This is a genomic window from Arthrospira sp. PCC 9901 (genome assembly GCF_059013425.1).
Genome location: NZ_CP102296.1, coordinates 1,672,768 through 1,692,115, shown reverse-complemented (window position 1 = coordinate 1,692,115; position 19,348 = coordinate 1,672,768). Strand labels below are relative to the sequence as shown.

At 43.3% G+C, this 19,348-nt stretch carries 11 protein-coding genes; 5 read left to right on the top strand and 6 right to left on the bottom strand.

Annotated elements, in window-relative coordinates:
* Nucleotides 1–69: 69 nt before the first annotated feature.
* The 6 genes from NLZ44_RS07395 to NLZ44_RS07370 all read right to left on the bottom strand — a co-directional run bounded on the left by NLZ44_RS07395 (nucleotide 70) and on the right by NLZ44_RS07370 (nucleotide 9,025).
* The gene (locus tag NLZ44_RS07395; protein WP_493752343.1) at nucleotides 70–2,037 is read right to left on the bottom strand and encodes a putative bifunctional diguanylate cyclase/phosphodiesterase; all 1,968 of its coding nucleotides are present in this window, start codon (nucleotides 2,035–2,037) and stop codon (nucleotides 70–72) included.
* A gap of 726 nt (nucleotides 2,038–2,763) precedes the next feature.
* Nucleotides 2,764–3,777: a CHAD domain-containing protein gene (locus NLZ44_RS07390; protein ID WP_493752342.1), complete on the bottom strand. Its 1,014-nt coding sequence runs from the start codon at nucleotides 3,775–3,777 to the stop codon at nucleotides 2,764–2,766.
* 389 nt (nucleotides 3,778–4,166) lie between these two features.
* Nucleotides 4,167–5,483 carry a response regulator gene (locus tag NLZ44_RS07385; protein WP_493752341.1) on the bottom strand — a complete coding sequence of 439 codons (1,317 nt, stop codon included), beginning with the start codon at nucleotides 5,481–5,483 and terminating at the stop codon, nucleotides 4,167–4,169.
* A 173-nt stretch (nucleotides 5,484–5,656) separates the two neighbouring features.
* Nucleotides 5,657–7,843: an ATP-binding protein gene (locus tag NLZ44_RS07380; protein WP_493752340.1), complete on the bottom strand. Its 2,187-nt coding sequence runs from the start codon at nucleotides 7,841–7,843 to the stop codon at nucleotides 5,657–5,659.
* A gap of 247 nt (nucleotides 7,844–8,090) precedes the next feature.
* A complete protein-coding gene (locus NLZ44_RS07375; RefSeq protein ID WP_006668313.1) occupies nucleotides 8,091–8,306 on the bottom strand; it encodes a hypothetical protein in 216 nt (71 codons plus the stop codon).
* Nucleotides 8,307–8,572: 266 nt separating this feature from the next.
* On the bottom strand, nucleotides 8,573–9,025 hold the full coding sequence (locus NLZ44_RS07370) for a hypothetical protein (RefSeq protein WP_493752339.1): 453 nt from the start codon (nucleotides 9,023–9,025) through the stop codon (nucleotides 8,573–8,575).
* Nucleotides 9,026–9,360: 335 nt separating this feature from the next.
* Between NLZ44_RS07370 and sat the strand changes: the two genes are divergently transcribed.
* The 5 genes from sat to NLZ44_RS07345 all read left to right on the top strand — a co-directional run bounded on the left by sat (nucleotide 9,361) and on the right by NLZ44_RS07345 (nucleotide 19,327).
* A complete protein-coding gene (sat, locus tag NLZ44_RS07365) occupies nucleotides 9,361–10,539 on the top strand; it encodes a sulfate adenylyltransferase (RefSeq protein ID WP_493752338.1) in 1,179 nt (392 codons plus the stop codon).
* A 490-nt stretch (nucleotides 10,540–11,029) separates the two neighbouring features.
* Complete coding sequence (locus NLZ44_RS07360) at nucleotides 11,030–13,378, top strand: caspase family protein (RefSeq protein WP_493752337.1); 2,349 nt, start codon at nucleotides 11,030–11,032, stop codon at nucleotides 13,376–13,378.
* Nucleotides 13,379–13,493: 115 nt separating this feature from the next.
* On the top strand, nucleotides 13,494–15,362 hold the full coding sequence (locus NLZ44_RS07355; protein WP_493752336.1) for a response regulator: 1,869 nt from the start codon (nucleotides 13,494–13,496) through the stop codon (nucleotides 15,360–15,362).
* Between the two features lie 855 nt (nucleotides 15,363–16,217).
* On the top strand, nucleotides 16,218–16,691 hold the full coding sequence (locus tag NLZ44_RS07350; RefSeq protein WP_493752335.1) for a hypothetical protein: 474 nt from the start codon (nucleotides 16,218–16,220) through the stop codon (nucleotides 16,689–16,691).
* Nucleotides 16,607–19,327, top strand: coding sequence for a hypothetical protein (locus NLZ44_RS07345; RefSeq protein ID WP_493752334.1), 2,721 nt, complete (start codon nucleotides 16,607–16,609; stop codon nucleotides 19,325–19,327). The genes NLZ44_RS07350 and NLZ44_RS07345 overlap by 85 nt, the downstream gene beginning before the upstream one ends.
* Nucleotides 19,328–19,348 lie beyond the last annotated feature (21 nt).

Sequence of the window (19,348 nt, the reverse complement as noted above, 5' to 3'; positions counted from 1 at the left end):
AATTAATTCTCCCAATAGTCGATTTCAGTTAGCTAGGAAATTCACCACAGTTTCTGTAACCTAGCCACCTCAAGCAATATGAATGTTAGGATTGACCTTTCCAGGGCATCCTTTTTCTAGCGGTTTGATTAGCCTTTCAATTTCTTGAGCAAACCGCTGCCATTCTCGTAGAGTTTCCGTAGCCGAAAGCATGATCCTGCCTTGGTTCAGGAATTGTTCCATTTTCTGCGAATCAACAGCCTTAGAGAATAAATATCCCTGGCACAGTTGGCATCCCCAGGCCTGCAATACAGCCATTTGTTCCGGAGTTTCCACACCCTCTGCAATCACCTCTAGTCCCAGGGTATGGGCTAAATTGACAATGGCATAAGCAATTTTTAGTTTATCCTGAGATTCATCGATCCCCTCAATGAAAGAGCGATCAATCTTCAGCGTATGAATCGGAAAGTGATATAGGCGACTGAGCGAAGAATACCCAGTTCCAAAGTCATCAATACATAATTTGATCCCCAATTCGCTAAGTTCTCTCATTTGGGGAACCACTACCTCTGCATATTCAGCAATAGTGCTTTCCGTTAATTCCAGTTTTAACCTAGAGGGATCACAGCCAGTTTCTGCCAAAATTGTCTGAACCTTATTAACTAATTCCGGGTTAGTTAATTGATACGTCGATAGGTTCACACTCATAAATGGCTGTTTTCCCTGGGGAAACATTAACTGCCAACGGTGCAATGTTTCGCACGCTTCCCGTAGCACCCACTCTCCAATCGGTTGGATCAGTCCAGTTTCTTCCGCAATGGGGATAAATTGACTAGGAGACACCCAGCCTCGCTTGGGATGTTCCCAACGTATTAAAGCCTCGCAGCCTATAATCTCTAGGGTCTCTAAGGAAATAATCGGTTGATAGTGTAGTTGCAATTCCTGACGTTCAATGGCATGACGCAGATCATTTTCAAGCTGCATACGATCCCAAGCCTGGCGGTGCATCGTAGGGTTAAATATTACATGACAGGCTTTTCCTTTCCTTTTCGCTTGCGATAACGCTGTGTCTGCATCTCGGAGAATTTCTTTCCCGCTGCTATAGCTGACATTACTGATCGCAATACCAATGCTAACAGTGCTAAAGACTTCCTGTTCCCCTAAAATAATAGGTTGTTGTAGATAATATTGGATGTTCTGTGCCGTCTGGGAGATTTGGGTTAAATTGTTGAGGTCATCAAACAAAATAGCAAATTCATCTCCCCCCAGACGCGCTACAGTATGCCAAGGTGGGATGCACTCCCTTAATCGTTCTCCTACCCCCTCTAATAGGCGATCCCCAACTTGATGACCGAGACTGTCATTAATTATTTTGAACCGATCTATATCTAAAAGTAGTACCACAAATTGGTATTCGGGATCTTCTTTTGCCCGTTCTACTACTTCGTCCAGTTCCCTCATAAAGTAGGATCTATTATATAAATCAGTTAACCCGTCGTGGTTTGATTTATATATGAGTAATCTAGCTTCCTCACGTCTCCGTCGTTTTTTGTCAGCGTCTAAAACTGGCCGTTTACTTTTGACAATTTCCGTGTTTCTTGATGGCTCGCACTGCCATCTACAAGACAATTCACCTTGGTTATCAGAGGGATTTAGGGAGGCTCCACAGGGTAGCTGTTGGTCTTCTGAAACATCCTTAAATCTATTGAAAAGGGTGTTATTGTCATCATGAGAGCCTTCACGAATAGTTTTGGTAATTTGCATAAGACTTGGGTTTTTACTGAAAAATTCATCGGCTGTATACCCGGTGTTACCTGTAAATAGCGGGTTAACAAATGTTATTCTGGGTACGACTGGCTGGAAATTATAAATGGCAATACTTAGAAAATCCTGAGCATTTATAGCTACTGCACTTAATGCTTGCCATGCTCTTCCCATTGGCTCAACTTGCCGATTTACCCCTACACACAGCAAATTACTTGATGGGATAGAGACTGCTGGGGAATTTTGCCAGTTTCCCCAGTTATTTGGAGGGTGTGAAAAATTGTTGCTGTCCATTTTAATTGCCTCATGGGATGGACATTGGTACTTTCCCAGAAATCTCAGAAAGACCAATTAGTTTGTACAGGTTGAATCATCTCTAGCGATCGCCATATAACCAGACCCTTATACTGAATATACAGACAATGTATAAGAAATTTGCCAAGATGCCTAAGATTTCCATTCTAAATTTACAAAAATTGACTTAACAGACCCTATTTGTGAAGATATGACTAAAGTGAACACCGAAAACCTTAGACTCTTATTCCCAGAATAGCAGTTATAGTTCACAAACCCTAACTGCAAATATTAAAAAAATGTTTAATTCAATACTTGGCTAGGGAACTTACGCTATCTATTCTGATTCATAAGTTAACAAAAGATTGTATAGCAGTTAACCATTAATTAAATCTTGAGAAAAAATGAAACTTACTTCCCTAGTCAAATATTTACAAAAGGTTAAATTCACTTTCTTGGGTTAGGATCTTAAACAGTGAGATTCCCACCATACATAAGTCTAGGAAATATTATATCGGGATATGAGACCCAAATAAATGTATCTATTAATACAAAAGGCCAAAAATGAGCAAAAATTGGAGACCACGAAGGGAGGAGGTAGACAGTCCACAGTTGACAGTAGACAGTAGACAGTGATCTTTCCTCCCCTATTTATAAGGTACTGCGGTTTTGTCGGTTCAATATAGCTTAAATGGGTCTGTCAGGGCTATAATGGTTAACTGTGGGTTAAGAATCAGAGTCTACTAAAGGACGCAAAAGGGTCAAGTGAAAATCTTGGCGGACTACAGGATTTAGATATCGACGCTGTAGCTGAGTCCAGCGCCGCCATGATTCATAGCGCTTTTGGCTCATCTGATTTGAGAGGGTGGGTAGACTTTTCTTGAGATCTGAACGTAGGATAGCCACTAAAACCGCTTCGAGTACCATGGTATCTTGAATATCACCTAGACATTCTTGCAGATCTTTCATATCCTGGAGATAGGCTTGATAGGTAGACCCGTAAAAGTCAGTAAATAGGGCCATGAGGTAACGGACTCGTTTGGCTTGCTTGCGTAAACTGTGTAAGACATCCCCATGAGTGGTCAGGAGTTTTTCAAGTTTTTTCTTGGTAATGGTTTTTTTAGGGGTAGTTTCCTGGGAACTGTTTTCTGTGGACTCGGACTCGGTTTCTAGTTTTTCAATACCAAACAACCAACCTTGATGTAATAATAGCTGACTGACTTGCGGGAGTAATAAATCTGGTAATACTTCCAGAATGGGGAGCTTTTCTATGGGGGTATAAACGGGAAAATCTAGCCAGTTTTGCAGGTCTTGTTTAAGGTGTTGATATTTTTTGTTCTCCAAAGTAGCCTGAACTTTTTTAAAGGCTTTACCCCGTTGCTTAACTAGGCGAATTAATACCTTGTCTAATGTGGGTTTTTCGGCTTCGGTTAAGGTGGGATAGTATTGATTATTCAAGGCTTCGATCATGACATCAATATCTCGGAGTTCTCCCAGACGACGTGCGATTTTCCCTATGTTGTCATCGCTGGCGGCTTTGGGTAAATCTAAAACGGGTGCAAAACCAGTGACAGCCGATCGCAGTCTTCTCATTCCTACCCGCATTTGATGTAATTCTTCTGGATCTTGATCTTGTAACACGGCGGCTTCATGGCTGAGGACTTTATCAAGATATTTCTGAATCCCTAAACTGGCCCAGTTCCCCAGGGTGTTGGTTTCAGGTGAGGTATCAATAGTCATTTTTTCTCTGTCAAACTAAAATTTTGAGATACTCTTCACTATAACAACTAATAGAATCATTTGTGTAGATGATATCCCCATTTCCCCGGTGATGCTAGGGAGGTGTTGACCAGGTTTCTGAGAATAGGAATAAATAGCTTTGGGTGACTGAAACTGCGATAAATTATGTTGAGATGGGCGGCGCAAAATTTAACCTTTTCTTAACCCAATTTATCGCTAATTATGCTGTGTTAAATCCATCGATAGCATTGGGGGTTGTGATGAGGTGCAGCCCCAGGAAAATCAAAGGCGATGATGGAAGGTTTGATGCTATTATTGAATGGAGTAATTAAGGCGATCGCCTTCAGATCTACACTAATTCCGGCGGGTGGGAAGTCCGAGGATATTATTTATTGGCATTTCTCCAGGTAGTATTGAGCCACTGTATCGCTGGGGTCTTCACTCAGAACCGCTTGAAAGCATTTTAACGCTTCTTTAATGTTACCATTTCTCCAGCAACGAGTACCGCGCTCGAACACCGGACGGGTGAGAATTTTCTTTTGGGAAATCTCATAGATTTGACTAGCTAAAACCTCATAAATTTCCAAGGGTTGTTTTTTCCCTCTGGGGGTGACACAATCAATCCAGCGAATTTGGAAAGATTCGTTATTTTCCGGGGATTGTGTCATTAATTCAGCGGTATCAATAGCGGATTTACTGGCAATAATTTGACAGCCATAAATTTTAGTCAACCCTTCTAATCGGGAGGCGGTATTAACCACATTACCGATAACGGTAGAATCCATGCGGCTATCTGACCCCAAAGTGCCAATCATACCAATTCCGGTATCAATGCCAATGCCAATTCTGATAGGTTTTTTGATACTAAAAAGATGGCGATCGCGATTAAATTGGCGTAAACTATCCTTCATCAGCAAAGCCGAATTTAAGGCATCAATAGCATGGGAATTGGTGCGGTCAAAAACTGCCATAATTGCATCACCCAAATATTTATCAATAAAGCCATTATGGGAGGATATACAATGACTCATCTGGTTAAAAAAGGCATTTAACCACTCAAAGGTTTCTCTAGCTTGTTGAGATTCAGCGATCGAAGTAAAACCGCGAATATCACAAAACAAGACAGTCAAGTGTTCTTCCGTGACATTTCCTAGTTGAATAGATCCGACTCCCTGGGGAGCAATGCGCCTTAAAAATTGTTGAGGTACAAATAGCTGAAATTTATCTGATAAATTTTCATTAATCTGCCAAGCCGCCGAAAACTGGCGTTGATTTTGTTCCTGAAATTCCTGCTTTAACTTGAGTTTAGCGGTATTATTACGCATTTTATGTAATCTGATAATATTATTTATTTTAGCCAATAAAAGTCTGGTATTAACAGGCTTGGTAATATAATCATCTCCCATTTTTTCTAAACCTTTTAAGCGGGATTCCTCATCATCTAAGGCTGTCAAAAAAATGATAGGAGTAGTTTGCAAAATGTCATGTTCTCGGAGGCGATCGCAAACTTCAAACCCATTCATATCCGGCATCATAATATCCAAAAGCACCAAATCTGGCGGGTTATTTGTAGCTAGTTCAATCGCCCTAGGTCCCGATTCTGCTAAGGTAGTGTCATAACCTTCCGCCATCAATAAATCTTCTAATAAAACCAGGTTAGCGGGTTCATCATCAACCAAAAGGATATGTAATTTAGTTTCAGACATAGGTAAAAAAAGGTGGGGGTAACTGTTTAATACAGAGTAAATTCACAAAATTGACTGATAGATGTGCCAACATGGCTGTATAAACATTGATAATTGTATCTTTCAGTAGATGCCCCTACCAACCCGTATTAAAATGAGTCATTAGGTAGCTATACCCACTTAGGGATGTTGTCCTAAGACTCCAGGAAGTTTTTGACAGTTGCCAATACCTCGTCAACATCAAGGGGTTTACTCAAATAACCATCAGCCCCAGCAGCCAGACAGCGTTCACGATCGCCCGACATAACCATAGCCGTAACTGCGACCACTGGAATGACTTTCCATAAACTGCTTTGCTTGAGTCGGCGTATCAGTTCAAACCCATCAACTTCCGGTAGTTGAATATCCATTAAAATCACATCAGGCAGCAGTTCCGGTTTTGCCATAGTCGAGTTAATCATATCCAACATTGTATTACCATCAGCAATCAACTCAACCTGATACCCTTCCAATTCCAACACTTCAGTAATTAATAACTGATTAAAAGGCTGGTCTTCCACCACCAAAATCCGAGGGCAGTCTACCTTATGTAACTTAGGGGTTTCCGGTTCTGGTGTAATTACCTCCTGCCTTTCCGGTTCAGGATTATAACTTTTGGCTAATTCCCGTCGCATCTCAGTTAGAGGTAGCCATACCCGGAAGCGACTGCCTTGATTAACCTGAGACTGCAAAGATACCGTGCCGCCGTGCAATTCTGCCAAACGCTTAGTTAGAACCAATCCCAATCCCGTACCTTCATGGCGACGAGTTAGGGAAGAATCTATCTGTTGGAAAGGCTGAAATAATAAATGCCATCTGTCCTGGGGAATGCCAATACCAGAGTCCTGTACTTCCAAACATAAATAAGGGGTACTGTCATTAATGGGAGAACAGTCAGGGCGATAATCTCCTTCTATCTGAGAGCCATAAGCTAGGTGTCCGCTTAGTCGCACTTTACCACCTTCTGGGGTAAATTTAATGGCATTGGAGAGCAAATTAATCACAATTTGTCTGACCCGTCGCTTATCTAACAAAACTTGGGTGATGCGGTAGTCTGATTCTAAAGACAGGGCTAGACATTTTTTATCAGCCCGAGGTTGAATCATTTTCAGACACTCGCTACAGAGTTCGTGGATGTCAACGGATTCCAGGTTTAACTCCGTTTTGCCGGATTCTATTTTGGATAGATCCAGAATGTCGTTGATCAACTGCAACAAGTGCCAACCACTTTTTTCGATAAATTGGACTTGGTTAAGCTGGCGAGAGTTGAGAGTTCCAGAGTTTTGGCGTTTGAGTAAATCCGCAAAGCCTAAAACGCTGTTAAGGGGGGTGCGTAATTCGTGAGACATGGAGGCTAAAAATTCGGATTTGAGTTGAGAGGCGCGTTCTAATTTTTCGTTGGTTTGACGCAAGCGCTCTTGGGATTGGGCGCGTTCTATGGCGGTTCCGAGGGTTCGACAGGCGGCAAATAACATATCTAATTGGGGATATTCCTGCATTTTGGTGAGATCCCGTGATTCGAGGGTCAACACGCCGATGATTTCTCCGTTGGTAGCGGGAATGGGAAAAATTCCTAGTTGACCAATTCCGGGATGGCGGAAGGGGGAGAAGGCTTTGGGGTGGTTGGCGTAGTCTTTGACAAATCTCGGTTCACCTGTTCTAACTACATCCCACAGTAGACCCTCGCCGTAGGGAATTCCTTGGCTTAATAGGGCTTTCATTTCGGCGACGGCGGGTTCTCCATAGGTGGCTACAAACTGACCGGAAATTTGGTTTCCTAGCATCCCGGTGATGCGATTCTCTCCTTCTCCTAAAATTACTTTGACATCCCCAAAGGCTGCGTTGGTGGTGTGTACTAGATAGTTGAGCGCAAATTGGGCGATGTTATCGAGGTTATCGGAGTCTTGGAGGCGTTCGTTTAGTCCCAACAAAAATCTTAGTCGTCGCACTTCGGTATTGAGGCTCAGTTGGGTGTTGCGATGGTCTGTGATGTCTCTAAAGGTGAGTAAACGTCCCCCTGATGCTGTGGTCTGGCTGTGGACTTCGAGATATATGTGATTATGTTGTTGGATGCAAAATGAGATTTCGCCTCTCACACAGTCGCGCAGGGTTTGTCTCAGGTGTTCCCAGTCTGGCTTTGACCACAGTTTTTTGGAGGTGATTTCAGCACAAATGTGATCTAGGGATGGTTGGGCGGCGAGTTGGTCAACAGAAATTCCCCAAATGGCGGCGAGTTGGGGATTGAATAGGATTAGGCGATCGCTACTGTCAAATAGGGCGATCGCCTGATCAATCTGGTTTAAAATCAATATCTGCTCGTCTTTTAACTGCTGTATATCCATTCTCGGCCCTGAAAAAGTCCCAATTTCGGGTTAACTCACACCTACTTTATAAAACTTAACAGAAAATTGAACGGGTTAACGGTCCCCCGGAGAAGAGGGAACCAATCAGCAGCTAAACCACCCCAGGGGGCTGTCAAAAGGAATCGGCGGCTAGAGGCGCGATGAATATGCTTAGAATTACATTGAGGCCCAATGTCCGCGCCCTAATGTCTCGGTCTGACAAAAAAAGCCCCAGCCAGCCTTGTGGCTACCCATAGAAGCCGGTTTGACTTCCGCCCCCTGGGTGCATTGCTTCACCAGAAATCGAAACGGAGGCTATTGATATCTCCCCGGTGACTTGGCTTTGGGGGGCGGGGAGCATTTCTCCACGGAAGTCTAGGATACTTACCAATAACAAATAAGCGATCGCTAAAATAATCGAAATGGCTCCGGTAATATAAGCAACTACTTTAGAACGTTCCATTCTCAATCAATTACAAGTTTCCACCATCCCACCCAGTATATACTAGACCATCAACAATTGAACATCACATTAACCATCATGTCGGGGCGGGTTCTGCTGTCAATCCTTAATTCCCACAGAAAAGATGGCTAAACCAGCCCTATAGCCACAGTAGGGGCGACCAACTTTTCAATGCTACCACATGATCAACTACCCTCCCCAAACCTCTCACAGAGTTCGGGAGAGCCAGATTTAGAGGGTTTCATTATCCATCAATTACCTAGGTATTAGCGGTTATAACGGTCATCGCGATTATAACGATCATGGCGATTATAGCGGTCACCGCGATTATAGCGGTCTTGGCGATCGCGCATTTTTTCAAAGTTGTCGCGATAGCGCTTTTCCCATTCCTTTTTCTCGCGACTGAGGGTGCGTTCTAATTCCTGGTGAGCTTCTCGAATCACCTGTTCTTTTTGGCTTTGAGACAAACGCTGATTATGGGGTTTGTTCATCTCATCTCGCATTTCCGATTCTAGCTGCTCATGTCGCCGTCGGCTATAGTCTTCAAAATCCTTCTCAAACTGTCGCCGCCAATCATCATTATTCCGATTAGCGATCGCGAATCCCGTTTGTCCTATGGTAGCTTGTGCCGTAGAATTAGCATAGGAAATCGTAGAGTTAGCTGGAAGTTGTAATCCTCCCGCGAGTATAAATGTTGTCAGAACCAAAATACCTTTCATTGCTCAATTCTCCATAATTGAAGATTAATTGACACCCCCATAGTTCCATTATGATTGGTTCTATACCGGGTGTGCGTGAACCCCCATGGCAAATGATTACCGCTTCAGACTAACGAAAATCCGGATTCATTTACCCATACATAATAGTAGCATTTTGTCAATAGGATTGACCAAGTTTATAGTCGATATTGGTGATCATAAAGTTCCCAGGGAGGACCCTAAGTAGTATAACTTAGGTAGAGCGCCAATATTAAGTCACAGCAGAGGGTAAAATAGGAGATTGAATCAAACTGAATCGATTTAATTCAATCTGTAGTTAACCATTAGAGGTTCCCTTGACTCATCATCAAGATGCTATCGCGCCCCACGGTGGAAAGCTAATTAATCGCATGGCTAGTCCCGAACAACGGGCCGAACTCCTAGAAAAAGCCGATACTCTCCCCAGAGTAAAACTTGACGAGCGATCGCAGTCCGATTTAGAACTAATTGCGATCGGTGGTTTCAGTCCCCTAACCGGGTTTATGGAACAGGAGGACTATACCAATGTCGTCCATAATATGCGACTGAGTAACGGACTACCCTGGTCTGTTCCCATCACCCTATCCGTCACCGAAGAGGAAGCGGCGCATTTGTCCGAAGGCAGCCTAATTCGTCTGGACTCACCACAGGGTAAATTTGTAGGAGTTCTGGAACTTACCCAAAAATACACCTACGATAAAGAACAGGAAGCCATCCACGTCTATCGCACTAATGATAACAAACATCCGGGAGTCAAGGTAGTTTATGAGCAAGGTCCCGTAAATCTCGCCGGTCCTGTGTGGTTACTCCAACGAGAAGCGCACCCTTTGTTTCCCAACTACCAAATTGACCCCGCTGATAGTCGTTCACTCTTCCGAGAAAGGGAATGGAAAACCATTGTCGGATTTCAGACTCGCAACCCTATTCACCGCGCCCACGAGTATATTCAAAAATGCGCCCTAGAAACTGTTGATGGTCTATTTCTCCATCCTCTGGTTGGCGCTACTAAGTCTGATGATATTCCGGCTGATGTGCGGATGCGTTGTTATGAAATCTTGATGGAACGCTACTATCCTAAAAATCGGGTAATTTTAGCGATTAATCCGGCTGCTATGCGTTATGCTGGACCGAGAGAAGCCATTTTTCACGCTATGGTCCGCAAAAACTACGGCTGTACCCATTTTATTGTCGGGCGTGATCATGCTGGTGTGGGGGACTATTATGGAACCTATGATGCCCAGCATATCTTTGATGAGTTTGAGCCAGCAGAATTGGGTATTACTCCCATGAAGTTTGAACACGCTTTCTATTGCACATTGACTAAGGGTATGGCTACCAGTAAAACTAGCCCCAGTACCCCAGAACAACGGATTCACTTATCGGGAACCAAGGTTCGGGAAATGCTGCGACGGGGAGAATTGCCACCCCCAGAGTTTTCTCGTCCAGAAGTGGCGGCGGAACTAATTAAGGCTATGAGGGTTCCCTCAGAAGCATAATTTCACCAAACTCCCCCTATCCCGGTCTCTGGGAGGGGGGAGTAGAAAATTCTCGACAATGGCAGAGGACGCGCTAGGATAAAAATATAGTGCGAGGGTTCAACCGAATTTAATCGGTGGGAAAGTCCCCAGGCTATTGTACAACTATCTCAGCCGCAGGTTCTCAGCTCTCTGGTTATGAACACAAAAAACATTCACCTCCCGGTGTCTGGTAAATTATCACTTTGTTGGGTGCGATATTATCTAGTTATAGGAGTGAGACACAACGACTATCAGGAGGGTAATTAGTGGCAGCTTTTGTTTTTCCATATCAGGTGTCGAATTTTCATAAAAAAAATTATCCTATTTTAGAGAATAATATTGATGATAATAAAAGTTAATTTGCGGCATTTAATCCTATTACAAAAAAACCGCGTGACTAGATTTAGAGAATTTGGTCAGCCTTGATTGATTTAAGTTTCAGGGATAGATGGATTAGGAATAATAGATCATGGCATTAAAGCGACGGCAATTTCTAAACAGATCGGGTATGCTACTGGCAGGGTTGGGACTAAGTGAGGTGGCTTGGTGGCAACTAGGCGATCGCTACCAGCAGGCTTTAGCACAACCCAACCATCGGAAACTGGCTCTGCTAGTGGGTATAAATCAATATCCGAAAGTCTCCCAACGTCATATACAACCCCTATCGGGATGTGTCACGGATGTAGAATTACAGCGGGAACTTTTAATCGGTAGATTTGGGTTTAACCCCTCAGATATCCTCGCCCTTACTGATAAGGAAGCGACGGGGGAAAATATCGAAACTAGCTTTATAGAACATCTAATTAACCAAGCTAAACCAGGGGATTTGGTAGTTTTTCATTATAGCGGCTATGGCAGCCATGTAGCTGGTACTAATCCCAACCCTGAGCTACCTAATATTAAACACTCCCTAATTCCCGTTGATGTCACCCCAGACCATAATGGGGAACCAATTAACGATATTATGGAGGATACCCTGTGGTTATTACTGCGATCGCTGAGGACTCAACAAGTAGTCACAATTCTGGATACCAGTTATGTTTATCCTGGTTATTCTCAACAGGGAGTCCTGAGAATCCGGACAGCCGCCAGTCCCAATTCTAGCCAAATTAGCGATCGCACCATTACCCGACAACAAGAATTACTACAGCGCCGCCAAATTGACCCCAAAGAACTAGAACAGCGTCGCCTCGGAGAACTTCCCGGTATAGTGTTAGCAGCCAGCACACCCACCCAAATGGCTACAGAAACCACTTGGTCTGAACTCAGCGCCGGATTATTTACCTATAGCCTAACCCAAACTCTCTGGAATGCCACAGCCACCTCAGACTTGAAAGAAAGTCTAGGTCGTGTAGCCGGAGTCGTAGAACGTATCACCGGACCCAACCAGCAACCCCAGCTTCACCGTCAAGCTATCCAGGCTGATGGTGATGAATTACCGACGATTAATCTACCACTAACATCACCCCCAGTCGATGGAATTGTTACTGCGGTGACGGGGGATGGTAAAAGTACCGAATTGTTACTGGCTGGCTTACCTGGCTGTGTACTGGCATCGGGAGAAATTAACTCCCTATTTACCATCGTACCAAAAACTGAGAGTACAGAAGCTAAAGCCCTGCCAAAACTTCAAATTCGCGGATTTAACTCATTGCACGCTACCGCTGAGGTGAGAATATTAGAAGTTGGTGGTATCAAGTCACCTGCCGTTGAATCTGGCCAATTTATTAAAGAGACTATTCGGGTTTTACCTCGCCACATTGACTTAAAAATTGGTCTTGACCCTAAACTCGATCGCATTGAAAGGGTCGATGCGACCAGTGCTTTGTCTAGTGTTGCTGATGTCTCTATCACCAGCAACGACCAACCCATGGATTATCTACTGAGTCGCGTTCGGGATACTACTATTGCTCAAAATTCGACTGCTCCCCTGAATTCATTATTCCAAGGGCATTATGGTCTATTTTCCCCCGGTCAAGTGGTGCTTCCTGATACGGCCGGAGAAGGAGGAGAAGCCGTAAAAGTCGCCGTACAGCGATTAGTTCCCCAATTGAAAACTCGATTAGCCGCTAAGTTGCTGCGTCTGACCGAAAATGAACGTTCCGACTTACTCAAAGCCAAAGTTACCCTGGCTATGTTAACTCCCCAGTCAAGGGCGATCGCTAAACGAGAAACCCCTGATTTATCCCATCAGGGAACCGAACAACTCATCCTAAATGCCTCGAATCATAGTAATTCTACCCCAGGGTTAGCGCACCGTTCCGAAACTTTTGGTATACCGACTATACCAAAGGAAAGTCGCATTCAGATGCAATTGCAGAATAATGGTGAACTCCCCCTATATTTCATCATGTTTTTGTTCGACAGTCGTGGTCAAACATACGTTTATGATGCTACTAGACCTCCCATAGTTGAGACTGAAGACAGTTCTATGATTTTACCCCAGGTTTTACGGGTAGAGGCTGGTAAAACCATGAGTATCCCCCCAGCTAATGTTAATGGCGGAACTAGCAACACCGAAACCCTAGGAGAACTGGTGCGGGGTCCGGCTGGATTGATTGAAACCTATCTAATTATTAGTCATTTCCCTTTTACTCAGACTTTACCAGCTATTAGTCGTGGTTTAAAGCCAACTTCCATAAGTTCACCAAATGGGCTGCAATTGCTATCTAATCCTTTGGAAGTTTCCCGCGCTGTCTTGGAAGATTTGGCAAAAGCTAGTAAACTAGGAGTTGAACGTTCCGGGATTTCTACTGATAATCTCGCACTAGATGTTAATGCTTGGGGAACCTTTAACTTTGTCTGTCGAGTTGTGTAAAACTTGTCAGGAGTTGAGAAACTTAATAGTAGACAGTTATTTCTGTTTTCTATCCGGTTTCCTATCTTGTTAGTCAGGGTTAGAGAGTTTCTGATAGCATCAGTAGGAGATGTTCATGAAAATTTTAATTGTTGAGGATGATAGAAATGCAATTATTCCTCTGATTGACGAGTTAAAAGCCTATCACTATATTGTTGACTTGGCGGTTGATGGTCATACCGGATTGGAACTCGCTTTAGAATGGAATTATGATTTAATTATCCTTGACTGGATGCTTCCCGGAATCAATGGACCAGCAATTTGTCGTCAATTGCGCGAGCAAGGTTTTCTCAAACCGATTTTGCTTTTAACTGTACGCAATCTTAATGAGGATATCATTACCGGATTAGATGCTGGCGCTGATGATTTTGTTTCTAAACCTTGCAGTCCGTCTCAGCTTTTGGCGAGAATTAGGGCTTTATTAAGAAGGCAAAGTTTACCACAATCAGCATTACAATTGACCTGGGAAAACTTGCAGGTAAATGAAACTTCTGCACAGGTTTGTTATGATCAAAAGCCCGTTGATATTAAGCCCAAAGCCTATAATTTACTTTTGCTATTTCTCAAAAATCCACAGCGGATTTTTAGCCGTCAGGATATTATCGACCAACTCTGGTCTTTTGATAATGAACCTAGCGAATATGCGGTCACTAATTTAATTAAAGACCTGCGCCGAACCCTGAAAGATGCGGGGATGATGAGAGATATTATCGCCACTGTCTATGGCTTGGGATATCGCTTAAATCCCCCCCCAGAAACGGAAGATTATTCGGGGGAATATCTGGATAATTCAACATCCTTAATGCCGAAATCCACCCATAATCTTGAGGAAGTTTTGGCTAAATATCAAAATTCTTTTGGCGAAGAGGTAAGTTTTTTAGAAAACCTGTTTTTAATTAATTATTCGGATGATTCTATCTCGGAAATTTCCCAAAAAAAGGCTCAGGAAATTGCTCATAATTTGGCAGGAAGTTTGGGTTCTTTTGGCTATCAACGAGGTTCGGAATTAGCCCGTGATATCGAAAACTGCTTGAGAAATGATGATGGCTTATGTTTTATACATAAAAATATCAGTATAATTCAAGACAAAATCCGGGAATTATGTAATGAAATTAACCAGTCTCCTCAACCGATATATTGCCACATTTGTGCTTCATCTAATCAAATTTTGCTGATTGATGCTGATCGAAGTTTAGCGGAACAATTACAAGGTCAAGCTGGCGCTTGGAACTTAAATATAGAAGCGGTTTCCACTTTGACTAATGCTAGACAGTGGCTGACCAAAACTCTCCCTGATGCGATTTTATTAGACCCCCATTTGTCAGAGGAAGATTTGACAGGATTTGATTTCCTCAAGAACATCGGACAACGTTTCCCGGAAATTCCTATTTTGATTTTTACTTATGAGGATAACCTGTCGGAACGTATTATGTCAGCGCGTTTGGGGGCTAGACGATTTTTGCACAAACCAATAACGCCTCAATATATTTTTGAAGCGATCGCCCAAGTTCTCCCCAAACCCCCTAGCCGAGATTCTCGGATTCTGATTGTAGAAGATGATCCTATCTGTTTGCAAGTTTTGCGAAATATCCTCAAACCCTGGGGATTTGATATGATTTGCTTGAGAGAACCTAACCAATTTTGGCAAGTCCTAACCCAAACTCTCCCGGATTTATTAATTTTAGACGTACAAATGCCTACCTATACGGGTTTGGATTTGTGTCAGGTCGTCCGACAAGACCCGGCTTGGGAAGAGTTACCAATTTTGGTGGTCACTGGACATCAAAGTTCTGATATGATCCAAAGGGTTTTTGAAGCTGGCGCAGATGATTTTATTACTAAGCCAATTATTGGCCCGGAATTAGTCACCCGCGTTATGGCTCGTATTGAGCGATCGCAACTGAGAAGAAAAGTTAAACAGATCCGAAAACAGACTCTGAGATAGTCTAGGTAAGTTATCCATCATAGCCGCAGCTACTGACCCAGATTTTCATAAAAAAACCCAGCCCCCCATTTCCAACCCGCTAGGGGCTAGATATTTAGGTCTCCTACTTACCGAGAAAGGGTATGAACCCTTGAGGGCTTTTGGTTTCCTAAACTATAGGTACCAGTTCTATATGGGTGGACTGGGCTGCATATCAGGGTCTATGTAGCATAGTACCAGCAAAATATAAGAAACTTATAAGATGATATCCAAAATTTTGTAAAGTCCACACCCTTACCTGATTATGGCCAACCTTTCCCACATCACAGTTCTGTCTGTTTATCGATTTCAGGTAGCATCTTCTGATACCGCCTGACTTTTTTGGCGGTCTGGGAGGGTGACGACTTTGGCTGTGGTGAGTTGTAAATACGCCTAAGTTGTTGAGGTGGGAGGCGGCGGGGAGTAGTTGGGAGTGGGTGAATTTGAGCGATCGCACCATTTCAACCTAGTTAAACACATCCCCTATTGCTTTTCAGATTATCTGTGGGGTGATTATCTGTAGGCTGAGGTTGGGTTTCCCAAGCTAGAATAACTTAGGGTCAGCGCCACCAAAAATTACTAAAATTCAGGAATCTAGGGAGCCGGGATTGGAGTTTACCATTAGCCGTCAAGCGGAGGGCTTCGCAGCTCATTAGTATGGTTGAACTTAAAAATATCATGCCAAGTGTAATGGTTAATGGTATCAGGTCTTACCGGATGCCAACATCACTGGTGTAATATGGCAAGAATATCTTGGCTTCCGAGTGTGAACCTTTCAGCCAACTACCAATCCGAAACACGACTCGCCAAACGAAAATAACCGCAACCGCTTTGATCATGAATTACCTAACTTGGAATGAAAAAATCGCAGAATATTTCTTTAACCCAGAAAAAGCCAACCGTAGGGTCTACTTGTATGTCACCAAAGACTTGATTGAGGAAATCGGAAATCCTGATGGTATTGATGATTTTATTAAAGCCATTAAAAGCAATGATATGGGGACCAGAAATGGCAATATTTGCACCAACGCAAAACGAACCTGGGAATACTGGAAATACAAAGAGGGAGGACGAGGATATCCTCGATATCTGGCTTATTTGGCACTTTTTGCATTGACAGCTAGTAAGCCAGAAGAAAAGTTCGATCCGATTTCCTACTATCCAGATTTGTATGATTTGCTCGGTGAAAAAAATATAACAGTCGGCCCTATCCAGGATTTCAAGATATGCGGGAACTTTGGGACGACTTGGAGCAATGGTCTCAAACAGAAAAATGTGGTGAATGGGGACTATTTTATAGTCAAAGTATAGGTGGAAATGTTCATATCGGTTATCCCTTATCTCAGACGCTTTTAACCGAACCAGAACTGAAAGTATTACCCGCAATTTTTGATAAAGCTCAATTAGATCCCACGTCTCCTGGTTCTGAGGAAGAGATAAGACTGTTGATAATTCAACATGGAAATCGGCTTTTGCGAAGACGGACACTCACATCCTTAAAATCTCATTCAAGCAGTAACAATTTCCGTCAAGAACTGATCGCAAGAATCATAGATGAGTTGCGGAACTGGGATGGAACAGCAGAAATTATATCAGCAAATGGCCATCAGCAGATTTTGGGTCACTTAGTTTTATGTTGCCAACTCGATGAGGTTGCAGAAAATGTAAGAATTACTCTACGTTGCCAAACCAAACATGAATTTCCGGAAGATGACCTGTTGTTGCATTTCGAGAATAATCCAGATGGTGATTTTTCTTGTTATGAACACGATCAGAACTGGTCATCTATTATTTCCGACTCCAATGGAAAATCATTTGACGCTTCTCGGGTTGATTGGAGTCAGGGCTTACGGATGCGATCGCTAGATAAGCAATGGTCTTTTAAGCTGCCTGCATCTCCCATCCGCATTTTCGTGACGGGAAGCAGGCTGGGGCTGCCGGGTCTGGTAGAAGTGCGACAATTGACAAAAGGAACTCCCTTTTATTTGGGAGTCCATCAAAGTTGCCGTGAACAAATTGAGCAGTGGGGATCATCGGGATGTAAGGACTTTAAAAAAGTACGGATAACCAAAGGCTTACCTCAGAACTGGCATTTTTATAAAGTGGCAGAGGCTTGCAATGATGATTGGGTGAAAGATCGATATCCCATACTAGCCTTTCCCAACAATATTCAGCTAAATTTTGCCGGAGGAATCCGACTTGATAAGGGTAATCAATTTTTTGATTTTGCCGTGCCTCAAGTTTGGTTAGATGGTGTTGATGATACGGTGCAAGTGTATTGCCAAAATCGCCTTTTAATTCGCGATCGCCAAACCGGACTTTATACGTTACCCACCGAGCTACTCTCCGAAGATAAAACAACTGTTGAAGCTCGTGAAGAGGAAAGGGTAATCAGACGGATATCGCTATCTTTAATCAAAAATTTTACCTGGAAAGACGTTCGGGAACAGCAACAGTTTGATCGCTTTGGTCAACTGCAGCATCCCACTAAGGATTCGGGAAATCAAGGGGCGATTATCACCGCCACAGAAGATTTGCCACCATGGGAATCTCATCCCTCCATTAAACCTCAATCATCAATTCGGAAGACTGCAAATATTTTTTGGATTGGCAAAGAATCGGGTCAAATTAAAAACTCCAAATATCCACCGTCTGATTGGTCTCCTGTCTGGACTATCTACGTCGGTGATAAGTACCATGAAGCCCAATTTTGCGGAGTCAATATAGCGACCTCTCAGCCCATAGAATCACAGGATCCCGATCCACGAGATTTAGTCCAATGGCAAAAAATGCTGTGGCGCGATCGCAAACAAATTTTACTGGTCGAACGACATTCTGATATTCGCTCTTTATGGAAACAGTATCAAAAAACTGCCAAACGACTAAAAATCCAAGCTAAGGCGCAGGAAACATCGCGCTCATCCCCGGTTAACAATGCCAGTGGCGATCGCTTATTGTATGTGGTATCTGCCAAACAGAAAATGGCTTGGGGGTCTTCTTTTAAAGATGTCTTTTCTAACCTTTACCAACTCACTGAAAATCTGAAACAACCAGGACAATTGGAAGCTGCGGAACAGCAATTCAAAACAACTCGATGGGAAACAGTTCGCGCTCTCGATGCGCTTGGACATTGTAATTTTGAATTTGGGGATAATAGTAGTTGGGTCTATGTGGCTCCTCCTGCGTTGGTGCGATTACCATTACCTGGGATTCCTCAAGCCATATTAACAGGAGCGCGATCGCCCCAAACTATTGAGGAAATTTATCAGATTTGTCAGTCTATTGGCAATCATATCAAGCTAGAGGTGACAGACCAAACCAGCAAGTTATCATTAGTGCCACAACGCATTGCAATTCAAGCTCGTGAAATTATGGAACTAAAGGCGATCGCCGACTCTCTTGGCATCACCTTCAGCGAGACTCCCCTCCCTTGGTCGTTGCTGCATTTTTCGGGTTCCCTCGATGATTACCTGGCGACCCTCGAATGGTCTGACGCACCCGAGTTAAACTGGGAGCGCGAAACCTTCGATCCGGCTTACTGTGGTTTTGATCCGAGCCCAAATAGCGATCGCTATGTCCGTCTGTGTAAATACAAAAATCCTGTAAGAAAAATTTACACTTATCATTTGTGGAAAGAGGTAAAATCTACAGAAATAGATCAGTGCTGGGGACGCTACGCCGTTTTGAAGGCATTGGGGTTGAATGTTTTGGTCTATGACCCGCAACGATGGATCGTGGCGGTTCCTATGGGGGCGACTCTACCGCGCCTCATCGAACGGAGTTTGACTCTCTGCTCTGGATATGTAGCAGAAAATATAAAAAACTTAAAACTCGACAATCTTCAAACGAAAAAGTTTAAATTATTCCGAGATATCCCACCCCAAATCGCCGAAATGATTGCACAAAAATTGAGCCAGCAGTTGTCTATTCAAAATCTGAAGGTTTAGTTGGAATCACATCTAACCGAA